Source organism: Kitasatospora sp. NPDC089797 (genome assembly GCF_040684795.1).
In the GTDB taxonomy this organism is placed as follows: Bacteria; Actinomycetota; Actinomycetes; order Streptomycetales; family Streptomycetaceae; genus Kitasatospora.
In genome coordinates, this window is the sequence record NZ_JBFBGS010000007.1 from 41,775 (window position 1) to 61,638 (window position 19,864).

The 19,864-nt window shown below is 76.1% G+C and carries 5 protein-coding genes; 4 read left to right on the forward strand and 1 reads right to left on the reverse strand.

The annotated features are described in order from the left end of the window. The first annotated feature begins 175 nt into the window (after window positions 1-175). Window positions 176-1,501: a DUF4190 domain-containing protein gene (locus AB0O91_RS07455; protein WP_363428910.1), complete on the forward strand. Its 1,326-nt coding sequence runs from the start codon at window positions 176-178 to the stop codon at window positions 1,499-1,501. Between the two features lie 78 nt (window positions 1,502-1,579). Here the strand turns inward: AB0O91_RS07455 and AB0O91_RS07460 are convergent, their stop codons facing one another. Beyond that, window positions 1,580-2,944: a histidine-type phosphatase gene (locus AB0O91_RS07460; protein ID WP_363428912.1), complete on the reverse strand. Its 1,365-nt coding sequence runs from the start codon at window positions 2,942-2,944 to the stop codon at window positions 1,580-1,582. A 306-nt stretch (window positions 2,945-3,250) separates the two neighbouring features. Between AB0O91_RS07460 and AB0O91_RS07465 the strand changes: the two genes are divergently transcribed. From AB0O91_RS07465 to AB0O91_RS07475, 3 genes are all read left to right on the forward strand, one after another. Further along, window positions 3,251-4,540 (forward strand): MFS transporter, encoded by a 1,290-nt coding sequence (locus AB0O91_RS07465; RefSeq protein WP_363428914.1) that lies wholly within the window; start codon window positions 3,251-3,253, stop codon window positions 4,538-4,540. A 217-nt stretch (window positions 4,541-4,757) separates the two neighbouring features. Continuing rightward, window positions 4,758-18,305, forward strand: coding sequence for a MupA/Atu3671 family FMN-dependent luciferase-like monooxygenase (locus AB0O91_RS07470; protein WP_363428916.1), 13,548 nt, complete (start codon window positions 4,758-4,760; stop codon window positions 18,303-18,305). Next, the gene (locus tag AB0O91_RS07475; RefSeq protein ID WP_363428918.1) at window positions 18,302-19,852 is read left to right on the forward strand and encodes a condensation domain-containing protein; all 1,551 of its coding nucleotides are present in this window, start codon (window positions 18,302-18,304) and stop codon (window positions 19,850-19,852) included. The genes AB0O91_RS07470 and AB0O91_RS07475 overlap by 4 nt, the downstream gene beginning before the upstream one ends. Window positions 19,853-19,864 lie beyond the last annotated feature (12 nt).

Sequence of the window (19,864 nt, forward strand, 5' to 3'; positions counted from 1 at the left end):
GGTATGTTGATCACTCGCCGACCTGCCGCGCCCCGTTCCGGGATGCCGACGTGCGGGTCCGGCCCGGACCGGTCCTGTCCCGGCGGTCGGGCCGTCGGCGCGGGGGGACTTCGGAAGGACCTCGGCCCGGGGTGGAACAGCCGCTCATCGTCTCGACGTTCCCGAAGGATCTGGTATGACCGTTCCTGTCCCGCCCGACAGACCGCAGCCCGGGGAGGGGCCCGCCGCGGCCGACCCGGCGACGCCGCCGGCCCCGGGGCAGAGCGAGGCCCCCGGCCGGGCCGAGGCTCCGGAGCCCGCCCCGGGCACGGCACCCCAGGCTGCGTCGGCCGACGCGCCTGCGCCGACCGATGCTGCCGCGCCCGCTGCGGAGCCGGCGCCCACGGTCCTGCTCACCAAGGCCGGGGCCCCGGAGGCCGCCGCCGAGCCTCCCGCGCCTGCTGACGCCCCGACGCCTGCTGACGCTCCCGCGCCCGTCGAGCCTCCGGAGCCCGCTGACGCTCTGGCAGCCGTCGAGGCACCCCCCGAGGCCCCCGTCGCCTTCGGCGCCCCCTCGCCGTTCGCGCCGCCCTACCCGGCGCCCTACCCGGCGCCCGCCCCGGCCGCCGGGCCCGGCCAACTGCCCGGCCAGCAGCCGGTTCCACCGTACTGGCCGCAGTACCCGGTGCCGGCGCCGCAGCCCCGCAACGGGCTGGGCACCGCCGCCCTGGTGCTGGGCATCGTCGGTGTCGTCCTCGGCCTGATGCTGGTCTTCTTCTGGCTGTCCTGGCTGCCCGCCCTGCTGGCCCTGGTCTTCGGCATCATCGGCCTGGGCAACGCCCGCAGGGGTGTGGCGAACAACCGGGGGGTCGCGCTCGCCGGGGTCGTCCTCGGCATCTCCGGGCTCGTCGTCGCGGTCGGTTCCGGGGTGGTCATCGGGTACGGGGTCTACCAGGCGCACGAGGAGAGCAAGGCGGAGGCGGACCGCGCGCGGATCCGCGCCGACGAGGAGGACCGGGCCGCGGCGGACCGGGCGGCCAAGGCGAAGGAACGGCTCGACGCGGCGAAGAAGAAGATCGAGGAGGAGCAGCAGGCCAGGGCCGCGGACGAGAAGGCCCGGCACCTGGAGTTCGGTCAGTCCTACACGTACGCGGACGGGGTGAAGGTCACGATGGCCCCGCCGGAGCCGTACGTCCCGAGCGAGACGGTGTTCGAGGCGCCCAAGAACGCCAAGATCATCCAGGTGAGGATCACCGTCTCCAACACCGGCTCCAAGGAGGTCTCGCTCTACGGGTCCGGGCTGCCCTTCGTCTGGGACGCGAACGGCGCCCTCGTCACCTCGGTGATCGACGGGAGCTCGCGGCAGAAGCTGCTCGGCGGCTCGCTGGGGGCGGGCCGGGAGGCCGTCAGCATCACCGCGTACGCGGTGCCGAACAGCGCGGCCGACCGGATCTCCGTCGAGTTCAACTACGGCACCGGCGCGGACCGCAAGAAGGTCGTCTGGGCCGGCTCCCCGGGCTGACCCCGGCTCCGGCCGACCGCTGACGAGGCGACCCCCCGGGCTCCGGCCCCAGGGGGTCGCCCCGCGTTCCGGGGCCGGTCAGCCGTGGCCGAGGCAGCGGGTGAGCTCGTCGAGGCGGTAGAAGTGGCTGCCCGCGGCGACCGGTCGGCAGGAGGGCTTGAAGGCGATCTCCCGCTCGTTGTAGAGCATCCGGACCAGGTGGTCGGCCGGTGCCCCGTCGGAGGGCGCGTTCTCGTAGAGGTCCCACTGGATGTTGGCGCCCATCGGCGCGACGTCGGCGCCGCGCCAGGGGTTGTCCGGGTAGCTGTAGGGCACCGCCGGGTCGGCCGCCTCGGTGCTGCCGGGAAGGCCCATCAGGGCGGCGAGCGGCATGATCTCCTCGGCGTGGGTGAAGCGCAGCACCGCGCCGTCGTGACTGGCGCCCGTGGCCCTGGCCCGGGCCCGGGCGAGCAGGTCGTCGAGGAGGACGCCGGCCATCCGGTAGGTGATGGTGCGTCCGCGGAAGGCCGGGCCCTTCTGGTAGAACTCCTCGGCGTCGTCGAGGTAGGCGAACCACCGGGCGTCGTGGACGGTGAGGTAGCGGGTGAGGTCGACGGCGGGCGCCTCCACGCTCAGGTCGGGCGCGGCGCTGTAGAGCTCGTACAGCGAGCGGGCGAAGTCGACCCGGTCGCCGGCGGGCAGTGCCGCGACGAAGTCCGGCCGGAACAGGCGTGCGAGGGTGTGGTCGGCCGCTTCGGCGGTGCGCGGATCGGCCTCGGTCTTGGCGAGGACGTCGGCCAGCTCCGGGTCGCTCTCCAGGTACGCCCGGTAGTCGGCGTTCTGCGGCTGCTTGTGGAAGTACAGCCGGTCCTTGTCGGTGACCGGGGGCTTGATCAGGCCGGCCAGCGCGGGAACGCCGGCGGTCAGGCCCGCGGTGAAGGCGTCGGCGCTGGCCACCGCGCGCGGCACGCCCGAGGTCTCCACCACGACGGGCTCCCGGTCGGTGACGATGGCCCGGAACAGGGACGGCAGCCGCTGCTCCAGGCGCAGCGCGGTCTGCCGGTGTTCCCGGGCGCCGCGGGCGGACAGCGCGCCGTAGCCGAGGGTGGCCGCGGCCGAGAGCAACGACCTCACCTGCGGGGCGAGTTCGGCTCCGGTGCCGGTGAGGGCGTGCTGCGCCGCGGCCCGGTCGAGGAGGGCGAGCACGGTGTCGCCGTCGTCGCTGCCGGACATGGCGCGGGAGCCGTGCCGGGCGACGTTCTCGGTGAAGACCGGGCGGAAGCCGGCCGGGGGCTGCTGGTAGTCGCCCGGCCATCCCTGGGGCGCGTAGGGGGTCTTCGTGCTGTAGAGGCCGTGGCGTGCGTCGGACCGGTGGCCGTGCGCCGACGCGGTGCCCGCGCCGGACAGCAGGCCGACGGCCAGGGTGAGGGTCAGGGCGACGGGCAGGGCGGCGGTGCGCTTCACGGCGTTCCTCGGGCTCGGGGCGGGGTGCGGGCGGGTGTTTCCGGGCTTCAGGGTGTCATGGACATGTGGACAAGGGTCGACGCGGCGCCGTGCTCCGGATGACGAACGGCCGACGGCGGCGCGCGGCCTGCGATGGGACGTACCGGCACCAACTCGCCAGCCTGGCCGGAAAGACGGCCGCGAGTCGGCCGAACTCACGATCTTTCGGACAGTGGACGATCAAGCTCTTGATCTCCCGGCGGACGGCTTCTACATTGCGGTGCAATGTCACACTGACCTGACCGACGCGGCCTTCCTGGGGGACCGGTGCCGGACACTGCACAGCAAGTACCGCACCAGACCACGGAGAAGCTGCCCCGGGTGTTCTACCGGCTGGCGCTGGGCGACGCCCTCTCCACCTACGGCAGCCAGCTCGACCTGGTGGCGCTCAGCCTGTTCGCCTACGAGGCGGCCGGCAACGCCCTCGGTACGGCCGGCTACCTGATCATCCGGCTGACCGGCGGCTTCGTCGGCGGGATGGTCTCCGGGCGGCTGGTGGCCCGGATCGACCGGCGCAGGCTGATGACGGTCTGTGCGCTGGCCCAGGCGGTGGCACTGGTCGTGGTCGCCCTCGCCCCGGTCTCCGCGCGCATCCCGGTGCTGTACCCGCTCGCGCTGGTCTTCGGCGGCGCGGCCGCGGTGTGCGCCGTCGCGCTGCGCACCAGCATCCCGGAGATGGTCGGCGCCGAGCGCCGGGCCCGCGCCAACAGCCTGATGGCCAGCTGCCGTTCGGCCGCCATGGTGCTCGGCTTCGCCTCCGCCGGCGTGGTGGTCGCCTGGGCCGGGTTCCGGGCGGCGCTGCTCATCGACGCCTCCAGCTTCGTGGTGTTCGCCGTCGTGGTGCTCCGGCTGCCGCTGCGCACCCGGCCCGAGCCCGTCGATCCGGCCGACTCGGCAGGGTCGGCCGGATCGGCCGGTGTCACCGGCAGTGGTGACGGCAGTGAGGCGAAACGATCCGGCAGTCGGTGGCAAGCCCTGGTCGTGCTGCGGGCCGCCCCCGTGGTCGGCGCGATGGCCGGAATCCGGCTGCTGGACGCCTTCGGCTCGGCCGCCCACAACATCAGCCTGCCCGTCTTCGCCAACCAGCACGACCCCGGCAACCCCGCCGCCCTGCTGGGCATGTTCTGGGCCACCTGGGCGGTGGGCAACCTGAGCGCCCAGCAACTGGTCTCCCGGCTCCTGCTGCGCCGCGGCATCGAACCGGGCGAGCGGGCCTTCGCCCTGGGCACCTGCGTGATGTCCGGCTGCTTCATCCTGGTCTTCACCGGACTGCCGACCCCGCTGTTCCTGCTGGTCGCGATCGGCGCGGGGTTCGGCGACGGCTTCACCGAGATCTCGTACACCACCAGGATCCAGGCCCTCGCCGACGAACGGCGCGGCCAGGCCTTCGGGTTGCTCGCCTCCGCCGAGAACGTCGGCATGGGCACCGGGATGCTGCTGAGCGGATCGCTGCTGGCGCTGCTCAGCCCGCTGACCGTGGTCGGCGTCTCGCACGCCGTGCCGATCGTGCTCGCGCTCGGCTTCCTGGTCCTGGTCGCCCGCTCCCGCAAACGCTGAACCCGCACCCGCTGGACCTGCAAGCGCCGGACCCCGCACCCGCTTGACCCCGCACCCGCTGAACCCGCAAGCGCTGGACCCCGCACCCGCAAGTACCGCGCCACCGGATCCGCCGACGCCCACAAGGCCGCAGGCCACCCCGATCCGCCCACCCTCCGCACCACGGGGCCGCCGTACCCGCGCACGCCCCGCACCGATCCGAAAGGTGCCGTAGCTGATGAGCTCCACCGGTCCCGACCGCGCCGGGCTGCGCGCCCTGGAGGCCCGGCTGCTGCTGCGTCCGGAGGTCGCCGACTGCGCGCTGCTGCCGGTCGAGCGCGCCGACGGCCGCCACGGCCTGCTGGCCTACCTGGTGCCCGCCGTCGACGCCGACCCCGCCGCGCTGCGCCGCCGGGCCACCGCGGCCCTGCTGGACGCCGACCCGGCCGCCGAGGTGCACCTCCTGGACGGCCTCGTCCGCACTCCGGAGGGCGAGCCCGACCGCGCCGCCCTCGCCGCCGCCGCGGCCCGCCCGCCGGCCGAGCCCGGGCCGGCCCTCCGCCACCTGCGCGAACTCACCGCGCACTGGCGGCCGTTCGGCACGCCCGGAACGGCTTCCGGGCCGGCCCCTGTCGCCGCCCCCGGTAGCCCCGGTAGCCCCGGAGACCCCGGTAGCCTCGGAGAACCCGGCGACCCCGGCGCTCGCGGCGAGGAGGACACCGGGACCGAGACGGTCGGCACTCCGCTGCCCGAACCGGCGCCGGACGCTCCGCGCACCCTGCCCGAGGCCCTGCTGCGCGCCGCCGAGCGGCACCCCGGGCGCGGACTCCACCTGGTCCGGGCCGACGGCGAGGCGACCAGACTGACCTACCGCCGGCTGCTGGAACGCTCCAGGGAGACCCTCGCCCTGCTGACCGCCGCCGGGCTGCGCCCGGGCGACCGGGTGATCCTCCAAGTCCCGGACCCGGAGCACTACTTCCCCGCGCTGTGGGGGTGCCTGCTGGGCGGGATGCAGCCGGTCACGGTGGCCCGCCCGCCCGCGTACGACCAGCCCAACCCCGTCCTGGAGAAGCTCTGGCACGCCTGGCAGACCCTGGAGGAGCCGCCGGTGCTCGCCTCCGGTCCGGCCGTGGCGGGCCTCGCCCGGCTCGGGGAGCTCTACCCGGCGCCCGGCCTGCGGGTGATCGCGGTCGACCGGCCCGCCGACCCCGCCGACCCCGCCGACCCCGCCGTGCCGTCGGACGCCGCCGCCCCGCCTGCCGCGGGCGGTGCCGAGCACGCCCCGGAGCCGGGCGACGTCGCGATCCTCCAGCTCTCCTCGGGCAGCACCGGCCGTTCCAAGGCGGTGCAGATCACCCACCGCGGCATCCTGGAGTACGTGGACGGCGCGGTCGCCCAGGGCACCACCTCCGACGACGTCACGGTCAACTGGCTGCCGCTGGACCACGTCGCCGGGCTGCTGATGTTCCACCTGCGGGACGTGGCACTGGCCGCCGACCAGGTGCAGGTGCCCACCGAGCTGGTGCTCGCCGATCCGCTGGTGTGGCTGGACACCCTGGAGCGTTACCGGGGCGCGCACTCCTGGTCGCCCAACTTCGGCTACCGGCTGGTCGCCGAGGCGGTACGGGCGGCCGGCCCGGGCCGGCACTGGGACCTCTCCGCGGTCAAGTCCCTGATCAACGCGGGGGAGCAGTGCACCTCGGCGGTGCTGGACGAGTTCCTGGCCGCCACCGGGCCGTTCGGGGTGCGGGCGGAGCACCTGCTGCTCGGCTGGGGCATGGCCGAGACCTGCACCGCCATCGCCTACAAGCGCTACCACGAGGACGGCGCCCGCCGCCTGGTGCGCACCGACTCGCTGAGCGGCCGACTGGAGCCGGTGGCCCCGGACTCCCCGGAGCGGGGCACCGCCTTCCTGAGCATGGGCCGCCCCGCCCCCGGCACCCGGATACGGGTGGCGGGCGAGGACGGCCGGGCGCTGCCCGAGCTCCGGGTCGGCCGGCTCCAGGTCAACTCCGGCCGGGTGACGCCTGGTTACCTGAACAACCCGGCCGCCGACCGCGAGTCCTTCGTCGGGGACGGCTGGTTCGACACCGGGGACCTCGCCTTCCTGGTCGACGGGGAGGTGGTGCTCACCGGCCGTCGCAAGGAGATCATCATCGTCAACGGGGTGCACCACTTCTGCCACGAACTGGAGGACGTGGTCGCCTCGGTGCCCGAGGTGCGGTCCGGGCACGTCGCCGCCTTCGGCGTCCCGGACGAACGCACCGGCACCGAGCAACTGGTGATCGCCTACGTGCCCGACGACCCCGAGGCCCCCGCCGCCCCGGTGGCCGCCGAGGTCCGCCGGGTGCTGGCCGCGCGCCGGCAGCCCGCCCCGGCCCTGGTGCTGCCGGTACCGGCGGCCGAGTTCCCGCGCACCACCAGCGGCAAGATCCAGCGCACCGCGCTGCGCGGGCGCCTGCTCGACGGCGAACTCGACGAGCACATCGTGGCGTTGGACCTGGCCGAGGCCAACTCCCGCACCCTGCCGGACTGCGTGCGCCGAACGGTCTGGGAACCCCGTCCGGTGCCGCCCTCCCCGGCCACGCCGGCTTCCCCCGACGCACCGACGGGACCGACCCTGCTGCTCGGACCGGCCGGACCCGGCACCCTGGTGGAGGCGCTGCAGGCAGCCCTGCCGGGGGCCGTGGTGGTGGACGCGGCGCCGACCGTCGACCCCCGGCAGTGGCTGCGGGCGCTCGGCGCGGAGCGTCCCGGGCGGGTGCTCCACCTGTGGGGGGCGGCCGCCCCGGACGCGGCGGGGTCCGTCGACGCCGCGCCGCCGGACGAAGCGCTGCTCGCCCTGCTGCGGGCCCTCGCGGACCGGCCGCCGAGCGGTGAGCTGGTCACCGTCAGCACCGGACTGCACGCCGTACTGCCCGGCGAACTCCCGGACCCGGCCGCGGCGTTGACGGCGGCGCTGACCGCCGGGGCCAGGGCCGAGCAACTGGTGCCCGCCGCCCGGCACATCGACCTGCCGGTCGGTCTGCCGCCCGCCGAGCAGGCCGCCGCACTGCTCGCCCTGCTGGCCGAACCCCGGCCGGAGCCCGAGTGCGCCTGGCGCGCGGGCCGGCCGTGGGTGCCCCGGCTCGGCCCGGCCGCGCCCGCGCCCGATGTCGCGGCCGCGCCCGCGCCCGATGCCGAGTCCGCGGCCGACGCGGCGGGCTGCTCGCTGTTCTCGCCCGGCGCCCACTACCTGGTCACCGGTGGGCTCGGCGGGATCGCCGCCGAGCTGCTGCCCGGCCTGCTGCGCGACCACGGCTCCCGGCTGCTGGTGATCGGCCGCACCGACCTGGACGCGCCGACCGCCGAGGCCGCCGAACGCCGCGCCGCGCTGCACCGGCTGGCCGGCTACGGCGGCCGGGTCGACTACCGCCGGGCCGACGTGACGGACCGCGCGCAGCTGGCGGCGGTGGTCGCCGAGGCCGAACGGGACTGGCAGGCACCGTTGGACGGTGTGCTCCACCTGGCCGGCGCCTACCGGATCGCCCTGCTCTCCGGCACGGACCCGGACGGCTGGCGCGAGGCCGTCCGCGCCAAGACGACCGGCACGGACCACCTCGTCGAGCTCGTCCGGCAGCGGCCCGGCGCCCAGTTCGTCGGCTTCTCCTCGATGGTCGGCTTCCAGGCGGTCGTCGGCTCCACCGCGTACGCCGCCGCCAACCGCTACCTGGAGACCGCGGTCGAGCGGCTACACCGGGAGACCGGCACCCCGGCCTGGAGCATCTCCTGGGGCCTGTGGAGCCGGGTCGGCATGAACCGCGTCACCGACCACGAACAGGCCTCCGCCGCCCGGGGCATCGCCGTGCTGAGCGCCGCGCACGGCCGTCGGCTGGCGACCCTACTGCTGGCCGGTGCCCCCGGCCGCTGGTACGCCGGGCCCGACCCGAGCGCCCCGGCGGCGCGGCGCCACCTGCTGGCCACCGCGCCCCGGCCGGTCCCCGAGGCACCGGCCGGGCGGCCGGCCGAGGACCGGGCGCGGCAGCCGCAGGCCGGCCCGGTGCCCACCGGCGTACCCGTGCCCGCGTCCGTGCCCGCCGCCGGGGCCGTCGCCGGTTCCGTCCCCGCGCCTGCCGTCGCTGCTCCCGCCGCCGCCGACCTGCGCCGGACCGTCCTGGACGCCTTCGAGGCGGTCCTCGACGAGCCGCTCGACCCGGCCCGCCCGCTGGTCGAACTCGGCATCGGGTCACTCCAGTTGATGCGGGTGCACGGTGCGCTGAGCGCGGCCCTGCCGGCACCCCCGGCACCCACCGAACTGTTCCGCCACCCCACCGTGGACGCCCTGATCGCCCACCTGACGGGAGCGCCCGCCGAGCCCGCCGCCACCGCCGCCACCCCGGCTCCGGCCCCGACCGGCGCCCCGGCCGGCCCGGACGGCGGCGACCGCCGGGTGGCCGTCGTCGGCCTGGCCCTGCGCTTCCCCGGCGCCGACACCCCCGACCAGTACTGGCGCAACATCGTCGAAGGGGTCCGCAGCACCACCCGGTTCACCGAGGAGGAACTCGCGGCCGCCGGCCTGCGCCCGGAGGAGTACCGCCATCCCGACTTCGTCCCGGTCACCGGGGCGCTGCCCGACACCGACCGGTTCGACGCCGAGGACTTCGGCATCAGCGGCGCCGAGGCCGCGCTGATGGACCCCCAGCAGCGCCTGCTGCTGGAGATCTGCCGGCAGGCCCTGGAGGACGGCGGTTACGACGCGCCCGACCCGCAGCGCCGGGTCGGCGTCTTCGCCGGCACCGGGATGACCCTGTACGCCCTGCGCACCTACTACCAGCACACCCTGGCCGCCAGCGTCGACCCGGCCGAGCCGGTGCCCGCGCTGCAGACGGCGATCGGCAACCAGGCCGACTTCGCCGCGACCCGGGTCGCCTTCCGGCTGGGCCTGACCGGCCCGGCGATCGGCGTGCAGACCGCCTGTTCCACCTCGCTGGTCGCGGTGCACCTGGCGGCCCAGTCGCTGCTGGCCGGGGACTGCGACCTGGCCCTGGCCGGGGCCGCCGCCCTGCACATCCCGCAGGCCGCCGGGTACCGCTACGAGGAGGGGTCGATCCTCGCCCCCGACGGCGCCTGCCGGGCCTTCGACGCGGCGGCCGGTGGCACCGTCGGCGGCAACGGGGTCGCGGCCGTGCTGCTCAAGCGGCTGGACCGGGCCCTGGCCGACGGCGACACCGTCCACGGCGTGATCCTCGCCTCCGCCGTCAACAACGACGGCGGGCAGAAGGTCGGCTACACCGCGCCCAGCGTGGACGGCCAGGCGGCGGTGGTCGGCCGGGCCCTCGACCTGGCCGGGGTGCCCGCCGACAGCGTCGGCTACATCGAGGCGCACGGCACCGGCACCCCGCTGGGCGACCCGATCGAGTTCCGGGCGCTGACCCAGGCGTTCCGCGCCCGGACCGGGGCCGCCGACTTCTGCTCGCTCGGCTCGGTGAAGCCCAGCATCGGCCACCTGGACACCTGCGCCGGAATGGCCGGGCTGATCAAGGCCCTGCTGGTGCTGCGGAACGGCACGATCCCGCCGCTGGTCAACTTCGAGCGCCCCAACCCCGCACTGGAGCTGGCCGGGAGCCCGTTCCGGCTCTCCGCGGAGCCGCGCGACTGGCCGGCCGGCCCCACCCCGCGCCGGGCCGGGGTCAGCGCGCTGGGCGTCGGCGGCACCAACGCCCACCTGGTGCTGGAGGAGGCGCCCGCGGAGGCCCGACCCACCGGTCCCGACGGCCCCCGGCAGGCCCCGACCGTGCTGCCGCTGTCCGCCCGCACCGAGCAGGGCCTCGCCGACCTGGCCGCCCTGGTCCGCGACCGGCTCGCCGCCGGGCCCGCGCCCGCCCCCGGCGACCTGCCGCTCACCCTCGGCGGCGGGCGCCGGGCGCTGCGCCACCGCCTCGCCGTCACCGGCACCGGCCCCGCCGACCTGCTGCGCGGCCTGGAGGCCCACCTGGCGGGCCGCACCACCGGGGCCGTCCCGGTGCGCCGGGAGGCCCCGCGCGCCGACGTCCGGCCGGTGCTGCTGTTCACCGGTCAGGGCGCCCAGTACCGGGGCATGGCCGCCGAACTCCACCGCGCCTTCCCGGTGTTCCGGGCCGTGCTGGAGGAGTGCGACCGGCTGCACCGCGAGGCCTGGGACGAACCGCTGCTGCCGCTGCTGCTCGACGCGGCGCCCGAGGGCGTCGAGGACACCTGGACGACGGAGGCCGCGCAGCCCGCGCTGTTCGCCCTCCAGGCGGCGTACCTGCGGCTCTGGCAGGAGCTCGGGCTGCGCCCGGCCGCCGTCGCCGGGCACAGCGCGGGCGAGTACGCGGCCTTCCACGCGGCCGGCGCGCTCGACCTCGCCGACGGGATGTTCCTCACCGGGCTGCGCGGCCGGCTGATGCACCGGGCGACCGCGCCCGGCGCCATGACGGCGGTGATGGCCGGTCCGCAGCGGCTCGCCGGACTCGCCGACCGGCTGCCCGGGGTGGAACTGGCCGTGGTCAACGGCGTCGGCCAGTGCGTGCTGGCCGGCCCGCCGGGCGGGATCGCGGACGCCGAGGCCGTCCTGACCGCCGAGGGCGTGACCACCGAACGGCTCGGCACCGACCGGGCGTTCCACTCCCGGCTGCTCGACCCGGTGCTCGCCCCGTTCCGCGAACAGCTCGCCCGACTGCGGCTGCGGCCGCTGACCGTCCCGCTGGTGAGCAACCTGGGCGGCGAGGTGCTCGCCCCCGGCACCGTGCCCAGGCCGGACTACTTCGTCCGCCAGACCCGGGAGACCGCGCGCTTCGACCGGGTGCTGGCCGCCCTGGACGGCCTGGGCCACGAACTCCACCTGGAGGTCGGGCCGCACCCGACGCTCACCGGCATGGGCCGCCGGGAGCTGCCGCACCGCCACTTCGTGGCCGGGGCCCGGCGCGGCGCGCCCCAGGAGCAGCAGTTCGACGCCGCGGCCGCCGCGCTCTGGTCGCACGGCGTCCCGATCGACTGGACGCGCTTCGCCGCCGCCCGCGCCTGGCCGGACGGTCCGGCCCGCCGGGTGCCCCTGCCGACCACCGTCTTCCAGCGCCGCCGCTACTGGTTCACCGCCCCCGACCGGCCGACCACCGAGGACCCCGCCATGCACCAGGCACCGCCGCCCCGACCGACCGCCCCGGCCGCCGAGCCGGCACCGGCCGCCGCATCCGTCGCCGCAGTTGCCGACCCGGCCGTCTCCGCCGTCGCCGCCGTCGCCGACGCACCCGTCGTGAGCCCCGAGCAGCAGGCCGAGGAGGCCGTGCTGCGCCAGGTGCTGGAGCAGACCGCGCGGCAGCTGGGATACGACGAGGCGGAGGTCGGCGCCGAGGACCCCTTCTTCGACCTGGGCGCCGACTCGCTCGCGATGATCAACATGATCCGGGACCTGGAGCGCGCCTTCCGGGTGCGGGTCTCGATGCGCGAACTGTTCGAGGAGGCGGACACCCCGGCCCGGCTGGCCGGGCTGATCGCCGGTCGGCTGGAGCCCGCCGTCCGGGACGCGCTGCTGCCCGCCGTGGCACCGGAGCCGGTCGCGGCCGCGGTCGTCGCAGCCGCCGCCGAACCCGCAGCGGCCCCGACGCCGGCCCCGGTCGCCCCGGTCGCGGTGGCGGCCCCTGCTGTCCCCACCTCCGCCCCCGCTCCCGCCGTCCCGGCCCTGCCCGCTGTCCCCGCCGTTCCCACGCCGCCCGCAGTGCCCTTCCCGGCCGCCGCGGTGGCACTGCCGCAACCGGCCGCCGTGGCCCCTGTGACCCCCGTGACCGACGGCACCGGCCTGATCGAGCGCCAGCTCGCGCTGCTCGGCCAGTTCTCCGACCTGATGCGCGACCAGCTGGGCCTGCTGGCCGGGACCGGGCCGGCGCCGGCTGCAGCCGTCCCGCCGTCCGCAGCCGTCCAGGCGGCGTCCCCCGTCGCCCTGCCGCCCGTCGCCGCTTCCGTCCCCGTCCCGGCGGCCGAAGCCGCAGCGCCCGCCCCCGCACCCGCCGTCGGCACCCCGGCCCCCGCACCCCTGCCGGCCGCCCCGCAGGTGCACGGCCCCCGGGTGACCGTCTCCCGGGAGTCCGGCATGGCCTCCGGCGGTCTGAGCGAGCAGCAGCGCGCCCACGTGGACGAGCTGGTCGCCCGCTTCACCGCCCGGACCGCCGCCTCCAAGGTCGTCACCCGACGCCACCGGCGCACCCTCGCGGACAGCCGCGCCGTGGTCGGCTTCCGCTCCTCGACCAAGGAGATGCTCTACCCGCTGGCCGCCCGCCGGGCCCGGGGCTCGCGGCTGGAGGACCTCGACGGCAACACCTACGTCGACATCACCATGGGCTTCGGCGTGCTGCTCTTCGGCCACGACCCGGAGTTCGTCTCCGAGGCCGTCCGCGAGCACCTGTCCGGCGGGCTGCGGCTGGGCCCGCGCGGCCCGGAGACCGGCGAGGCCGCCGAGCTGCTGGCCGAGCTGACCGGCACCGAGCGGGTCGCGTTCGCCAACTCCGGCACCGAGGCGAACGCCGGGGCGATCCGACTGGCCCGGGCGTACACCGGCCGGGACAAGATCGTCATGTTCGAGGGCTCCTACCACGGGCACTTCGACCACACCCTGGGCCGGACCCTGGGCCGCGGCGCCGACCGGGAGACCGTCCCGGTGTCCAGCGGCATCCCCGGCAGCGCGGTCGCCGACCTGATCGTGCTGAAGTACGGCGACCCGCAGAGCCTCCAGGTCATCGAGGAGCTCGGCGACCGGATCGCCGCCGTGCTGGTCGAGCCGGTGCAGAGCCGCCACCCGGGGCGCCAGCCCGTCGACTTCGTGCGCTCGCTGCGCGAACTGACCGCCCGCCGCGGCATCGTGCTGCTCTTCGACCAGATGCTCACCGGCTTCCGGCCCCACCTGCGCGGCGCCGAGGGCTTCTGGGGCGTCACCCCCGACCTCTCCACCTACGGCAAGGTGCTCGGCGGCGGCTACCCGATCGGCGCGATCGCCGGGCGGGCCGACCTCCTGGACGGGATCGACGGCGGCCACTGGGACTACGGGGACGACAGCTACCCGCCCAAGGACACCACCTTCTTCGGCGGCACCTACATCCAGCACCCGCTGGCGATGACCGCGGCGGGCGCCGTGCTGCGCCACCTCAAGGAGGCCGGCCCCGGCCTCCAGGAGCGGCTGAACGCCCGCACCGACGAACTGGCCGCGACCCTCAACGGCTTCTTCGAGGAGGAGGAGTTCCCGCTGCGGCTGGCCCACTTCGGCTCGCTGTTCCGGTTCGAGCCCCGGGCCGACGTGGAACTGTTCTTCCCGGAACTGCTGACCCGCGGGGTCTACGTCTGGGAGTGGCGCAACTTCTTCCTCTCCACCGCCCACACCGACGGCGACCTGGAGTTCGTGGTCGACGCCGTCCGGGAGTCGCTGCGCGGTCTGCGCCGCGGCGGCTTCTTCCCGGCCCCGCCCGGGGTGCGGCTCCCGGCCCCGCGCCCGGCCGCCGCGCTGCCCGAGCCCGGCACGGCGGACACCGCCGTGGACGGCACGGTGGACACCGCGCGGACCGGGCCGGTCCGCACGTCGTACCAGCCGGTCAGCGACCCCCAGCGCCCGGTGGACTTCAGCCTCTACTTCTTCGGCGACTACCCGCTGGACTCCCCGGAGGACGAGAAGTACCGCATCGTCCTGGAGAGCGCCCGCTTCGCCGACCGGAACGACTTCCACGCGGTCTGGCTCCCCGAGCGCCACTTCCACTCCTTCGGCGGGATCTTCCCCAACCCCTCGGTGCTGGCCGCGGCGCTGGCCCGGGAGACCAGCCGGATCCGGCTGAACGCCGGCTGTGCGGTGCTGCCGCTGCACCACCCCGTCCGGGTCGCCGAGGAGTGGTCGGTGGTGGACAACCTGTCGGGCGGCCGGGTCGGCCTGGGCTGCGCCAGCGGCTGGCACCCCAACGACTTCCTGTTCTTCCCCGAGAACTACGGCGGCCACAAGGAGTTGATGCACCGTCAGATCGACACGGTGCGGGCGCTGTGGCGCGGTGAGCCCTACCGCGGCCGCAACGGCAAGGGCGAGCCGATCGAGGTGACCCTGCACCCGCGCCCCCTGCAGGAGGAGCCGCCGATGTTCACCGCGATCGTCGGCAACCCGGACAGCTTCCGCGAGGCCGCCCGGCACGACCTGGGCGTGATCACCAACCTGATGACCCAGGACGTCGCCCAACTCGCCGAGAACGTCGCCGTCTACCGGCGCACCCGGGCCGAGCACGGCCTGGACCCGGAGGCCGGCCGGGTGGTCGTCCTGGTGCACACCTACCTGGGCACCGACCTGGACACCGCCCGTGAGCAGGCCTACCGCCCGTTCTGCCACTACCTGCGCTCCTCCCTCTCGCTGTTCGGGCAGATGGCCAACAGCCTCGGTCTGACCCTGGACTTCGAGAACACCCGGGAGGAGGACCTCGAGTTCGTGCTGGAGCGCGCCTACGAGCGCTACTGCGCCTCGCGGGCCCTGATCGGCACCCCGGAGAGCGTCCGGTCCGTGCTCGCCGAGCTGCGGGCGGCCGGCGCGGACGAGATCGCCTGCTTCGTCGACTTCGGCATCGCCCCCGACCTGGTGGCCGCCGGCCTGCCGCAGCTCGACGTGCTGCGCCGCGCCACCGACCGCGGCGCCCCGCTCTCCTACGCGCAGCAGCGGATGTGGTTCCTGCACCGCTTCATGCCCGACGCCGCGCAGTACAACGAGGTCAAGGCCGTCGAACTGGAGGGCCCGCTCGACCCGGACGCGCTGGACGCCGCACTGCGCGCACTGCTCGAACGGCACGTCGGGCTGCGCACCGTCTTCCGGGAGGAGGACGGCGAGCCGTTCCAGCAGGTGCTGCCGGCACCGCGGGGCCGGGTGCTGGAGCGGGTGCCGGTGGCCGGTGGTACGGCGGAGGCCGCGCAGGCCGCCGTGGCCGCCGCGGTCGCCGCCGAGGGCGCCCACCGCTTCGACCTCGCCGAGGGCCCGCTGTTCCGCGCCCGGCTGCTGGCGACCGGGCCCGACCGGCACGTCCTGGTGCTGGCGATGCACCACATCGTGATCGACACCCTGTCCACCGTGGTGATCACCCGGGAGCTGGGGGAGCTGTACCGGGCCGCCCAGGAGCGGCGCCCCGCCCGGCTGCCCGCGCTGACCACCACCCCGGCCGCCGAGGCCGCCCGGGAGCGGGCGGCGGTGGCCGCCGGGGCCTACCAGGAGAGCCTCGACTACTGGCGCAAGGTGCTCGGCGGTGACCTGCCGGCGCTGACCCTGCCCACCGACCGGCCCCGCCCGCCGGTCCCGGACGGCCGCGGCCGCTCCTACGTCCGCCACCTTCCCGCCGAACTCTCGGCGGACATCCGGAAGTTGGCCAGGACCCGGCGCTCGACCCTGTTCATGGTGCTGCTCACCGCCTTCGCCGGGGTGCTCCAGCGCTACGCCGGCCAGGACGAGGTGGTGCTCGGCACTCCGCTGGCCAACCGGGCGGACGGCACGGAGGACCTGGTCGGCTTCTTCGTCAACACGCTGGTGCTGCGGCTCGACCTCTCCGGCGAGCCGGACTTCGCCGAGGCGCTGGACCGGGTCCGCTCCGGCGCGCTGGACGCCTACGAGCACCAGCAACTGCCCTTCGAGGTCCTGGTGCAGGAGCTGAACCCGGAGCGGGACACCAGCCGCAACCCGCTCTTCCAGATCATGGTCGAGTTCGAGAACTACGCGGTCTTCGAACTGGACCTGCCCGGGGTGACGGCCCGTCCGCTGGACCACGTGGTGGACCGCTCCGCCTTCGACCTGTCGCTGTTCCTCACCAACCTGCCGGACGGCATCCGCTGCCACGTCGAGTACGCCGAGGCCCTGTTCGACCGGGCCACGGTGGACCGGCTGTTCGAGGCCTTCGAGCGGCTGCTCGCCGCCGCCGTCGCCGACCCGGCCCGACCGCTGGTCGAGCTGACCGCGGCCCCGGCCGACCCGGCCCTGGAGTGCGGCCCCGAGGCCGGTTCGGCCCCCGCCCACCCGCTGGCCATGGTGGCCGCCACCGTCGCCGCCCGGCCGGACACCGTCGCGGTGGTCGCGGCCGACGGCAGCACCACCGACTACCGGACGCTGGCCGCCCGGGCCGACGAACTGGCCCGGCTGCTGCTGGCCGCCGGGGTGCGGGAGGGCAGCCGGGTCGCGGTGCTGCTGCCGCGCTCGGTGGACCAGGTGGCCACCATGCTGGCGGTGCTGCGACTGGGCGCCGTCCTGGTGCCGATCGACCCGGTGCAGGGCGCGGAGCGCTGCCGGCTGATCGCCGCGGACAGTGCCCCGACCGTGCTGGTCACCGCGCCGGGCACGGACCTGATGGGCATCGCGCTGCCGACCGTGCAGACCGACGCGCGGTCCGCCGGGGCGGCGGGCGACGCCGTCGCGGTCACCGGGGCCGTCGGAGCCGCCGGGGCCGAACTCCCGCCGCTGCCCGCCCCCTCGGCGCAGGCCGCCGCGTATCTGCTGTACACCTCCGGCTCCACCGGGCGGCCCAAGGGCGTGCTGATGCACACCCTCGGCCTGGCCACCCTGATCGAGTGGAACGTCGCCGAGCACCCGGCCGCCCGCACCCTGCAGTACGCCTCCTGCGGCTTCGACGTCAGCGTCCAGGAGACGCTGACCACGCTGGCCGGCGGCGGCACCCTCCTGCTGATCGAGGAGGAGACCCGCTACGACATCACCGCGCTGGCCGCCGTGGTCCGCGCCACCCGGGCCGAGCGGCTGCACCTGCCCTACACCCCGCTGGTCGCGCTGGTCGCCGCACTCGGCGCCGAGCCGGTGCCCCACCTGCGCGAACTGATCCAAGGCGGGGAGCAGTTGATGCTCACCACCGGACTGCGCGGCTTCCTGACGCGCAACCCCGGCTGCCGGCTGCTGAACCACTACGGCCCCACCGAGACCCACGGGGTCACGGCCGGTGAGGTCCCGCCGGACGGACCGGACCACGCCTCGGTCGGGCGCCCGGTGCCGGGCAGCCGGATCGTGCTGCTGGACGCCGCCGGACGCCCCGTCCCGGCCGGAGCCGTCGGCGAGGTCCACGTGCTCGGCCGCCAGGTCGGCCTCGGTTACGCCGACCGCGAGCAGGAGACCGCCGCCGTCTTCACCGACACCCCGGACGGCCGCCGCTACCGCACCGGCGACCTCGGCCGGTGGCGGCCGGACGGCACCCTGGAGTACCTCGGCCGGGCCGACCGCCAGGTCAAGGTGCGCGGCTACCGGATCGAGCCGGGCGAGGTGGAGACCGTGCTGCGGACCGTACCGGGCGTGCGCGGCGCGGCAGTGACCGGACGCCGTACCGCGGCGGGCACCACCCTGGCCGGGTACGTGCAGTGCGCGGCCGAGGACCTGCCCCGGGTCCGCGACCGGCTCGCCGACCTGCTGCCCGAGCACATGGTGCCGGGCCTCTGGGCCGCCGTCCCGGACCTGCCGTTCACCATGAACGGCAAGCTCGACACCGCCGCGCTGCCGGAACCGCTGCCGCTGGGCGCCGGCCTGGCCGCCGTCGCCCCGGCCACCGAGCTGGAACGCACCGTGCAGCGGCTCTGGGAGGACGAACTCGGCCGCCCCGCGGGCGTGGAGACCTCCTTCTTCGACCTCGGCGGCCACTCGCTGGCCGCCACCCGACTGCTGAACCGGGTCCGCGAGACGACCGGGCTGCGGATCGGGGTGCTGGACTTCTTCCGCCGCCCCACCATCCGGGGGATGGCCGCCCACCTGCCGTCCGCCCAGGACCGCCCGGCCCCGGCCTACGAGGAGGGCACGCTGTGACCCCCGGGACCACCAGGACCCCCGGCCTGACCGGGACGACCGGGACGACCGGAACCCCCAGCACGACCGCGACGGCCGGGACCGCCGCCGGGGCCGCCGCGGAGGAGGACTGGGGCCGGCTGGTCCGGCTGCTCGACGAGCGCGGGATCGTGCTGCGCACCACCGGCGACCGGCTCGGCTACCTCGCCCCGCCCGGCGCGCTGGACGAGGAGGCGGCCGGGCTGGTCCGGGCGCACCGGGACCGGCTGCTGGCCGTGCTGACCGGCTCCGGCGCGGCGCTCTCCGCCGCGCCGGCCGGGCTGGCCCAGCGCCGGCTGTACGGCACCCACCGCCGCTCCGCCGACCCGGCGGTGTGGAACATCACCCAGCGCATCACCCTGCGCGGGCCGCTGGACCCCGAACGGCTGGCCGCCGCCCTGACGGCGCTGACCGACCGCCACGAGAGCCTGCGGACCCGCTACCGGGACACCGACCTGGGCGTGCTCCAACAGGTGCTGCCGAACACCCCGACCGAGCTGCCGTACGACGACCTGCGGGCACTCGCCCCCGCCGCCCGGGACGCGGCCCTCGCCGAGGCCGCCCGGGCCGAGGGCGCCCTGCCGTTCGACCTGGACGGCTCCCGGCTGCTCCGGGCCCGGCTGCTGCGGTCGGCCGACGAGGTGTGGGTGCTGCTGCTCACGCTCCACCACATCGTGGTGGACGGCTGGTCGCTGGCCACCCTGCTGGGCGACCTGGGCGCGCTGTACCACCCCACCGGCCCGCTGCCGGAGCCGGGGCGGATGACCGACCACGCCTGCTGGGAACGGACCGTGGTCACCCCGGCCGCCGTCGCCGAGGCCCTCGACCACTGGACGGGGGTGCTGGGCGGCGTCCCGCTGGAGGTGGCCCTGCCCACCGCCCGGCCCCGCCCCGAACAGCGCTCCGGGAGCGGCGGCACGCTCGGCTTCCGCGTCCCGGCGGCCCTCGCCGAGGCGGTGCACCGGTACGCCGCCGGGCGCTCCACCACCGCCTCGGCCGTGCTGCTGGCCGGCTACGCCCGACTGCTGGGCGAGCTGACCGGGGCGGCGGAGACCCTGGTGCTGCTCGCCCACGCCAACCGCACCCGGCCGATCGACGAGCGGCTGGTCGGCCTGCTCACCTTCGGCCTGCCGATCCGGCTGCCCACCCGGCTCCCGGGCGGGTTCGCCGCCCTGGTGGACGCCGCCGCGACGGCGGTCGCCACGGCGCTCGACCACGCCACGGTGCCCGTCGGCCAGTTGGTGGACCAGCTGCGCGAGCGCGGCGTCCGGTTGCCGGCGTCGTACCCGCAGGTCCAGCTCACCCTGCTGAGCACCCCGGCCGTCGCCCTCGACCTGCCCGGGCTGACCGCCGAGGTCGAGGACGTGCCGGGCCCCTCGACCCGCTCCGACCTGCTGCTGGTCCTGATCCCGGACGCGGACGGCTACGCGGGGATGGTCGAGTACGACGCCGACCTGTTCGAGCCGGCGACGGTGCGGTCCTGGCTGGACGCCCTGCTGGCCGACCTGGCCGGGCAGCTGGCGGACTGACCGCCCGGAGCG

Bases quoted from the DNA above. Each gene is read 5' to 3' on its own strand.
- AB0O91_RS07470 (WP_363428916.1), top strand. From the start codon at position 4,758: ATGAGCTCCACCGGTCCCGACCGCGCCGGGCTGCGCGCCCTGGAGGCC.
- AB0O91_RS07455 (WP_363428910.1), top strand. From the start codon at position 176: ATGACCGTTCCTGTCCCGCCCGACAGACCGCAGCCCGGGGAGGGGCCC.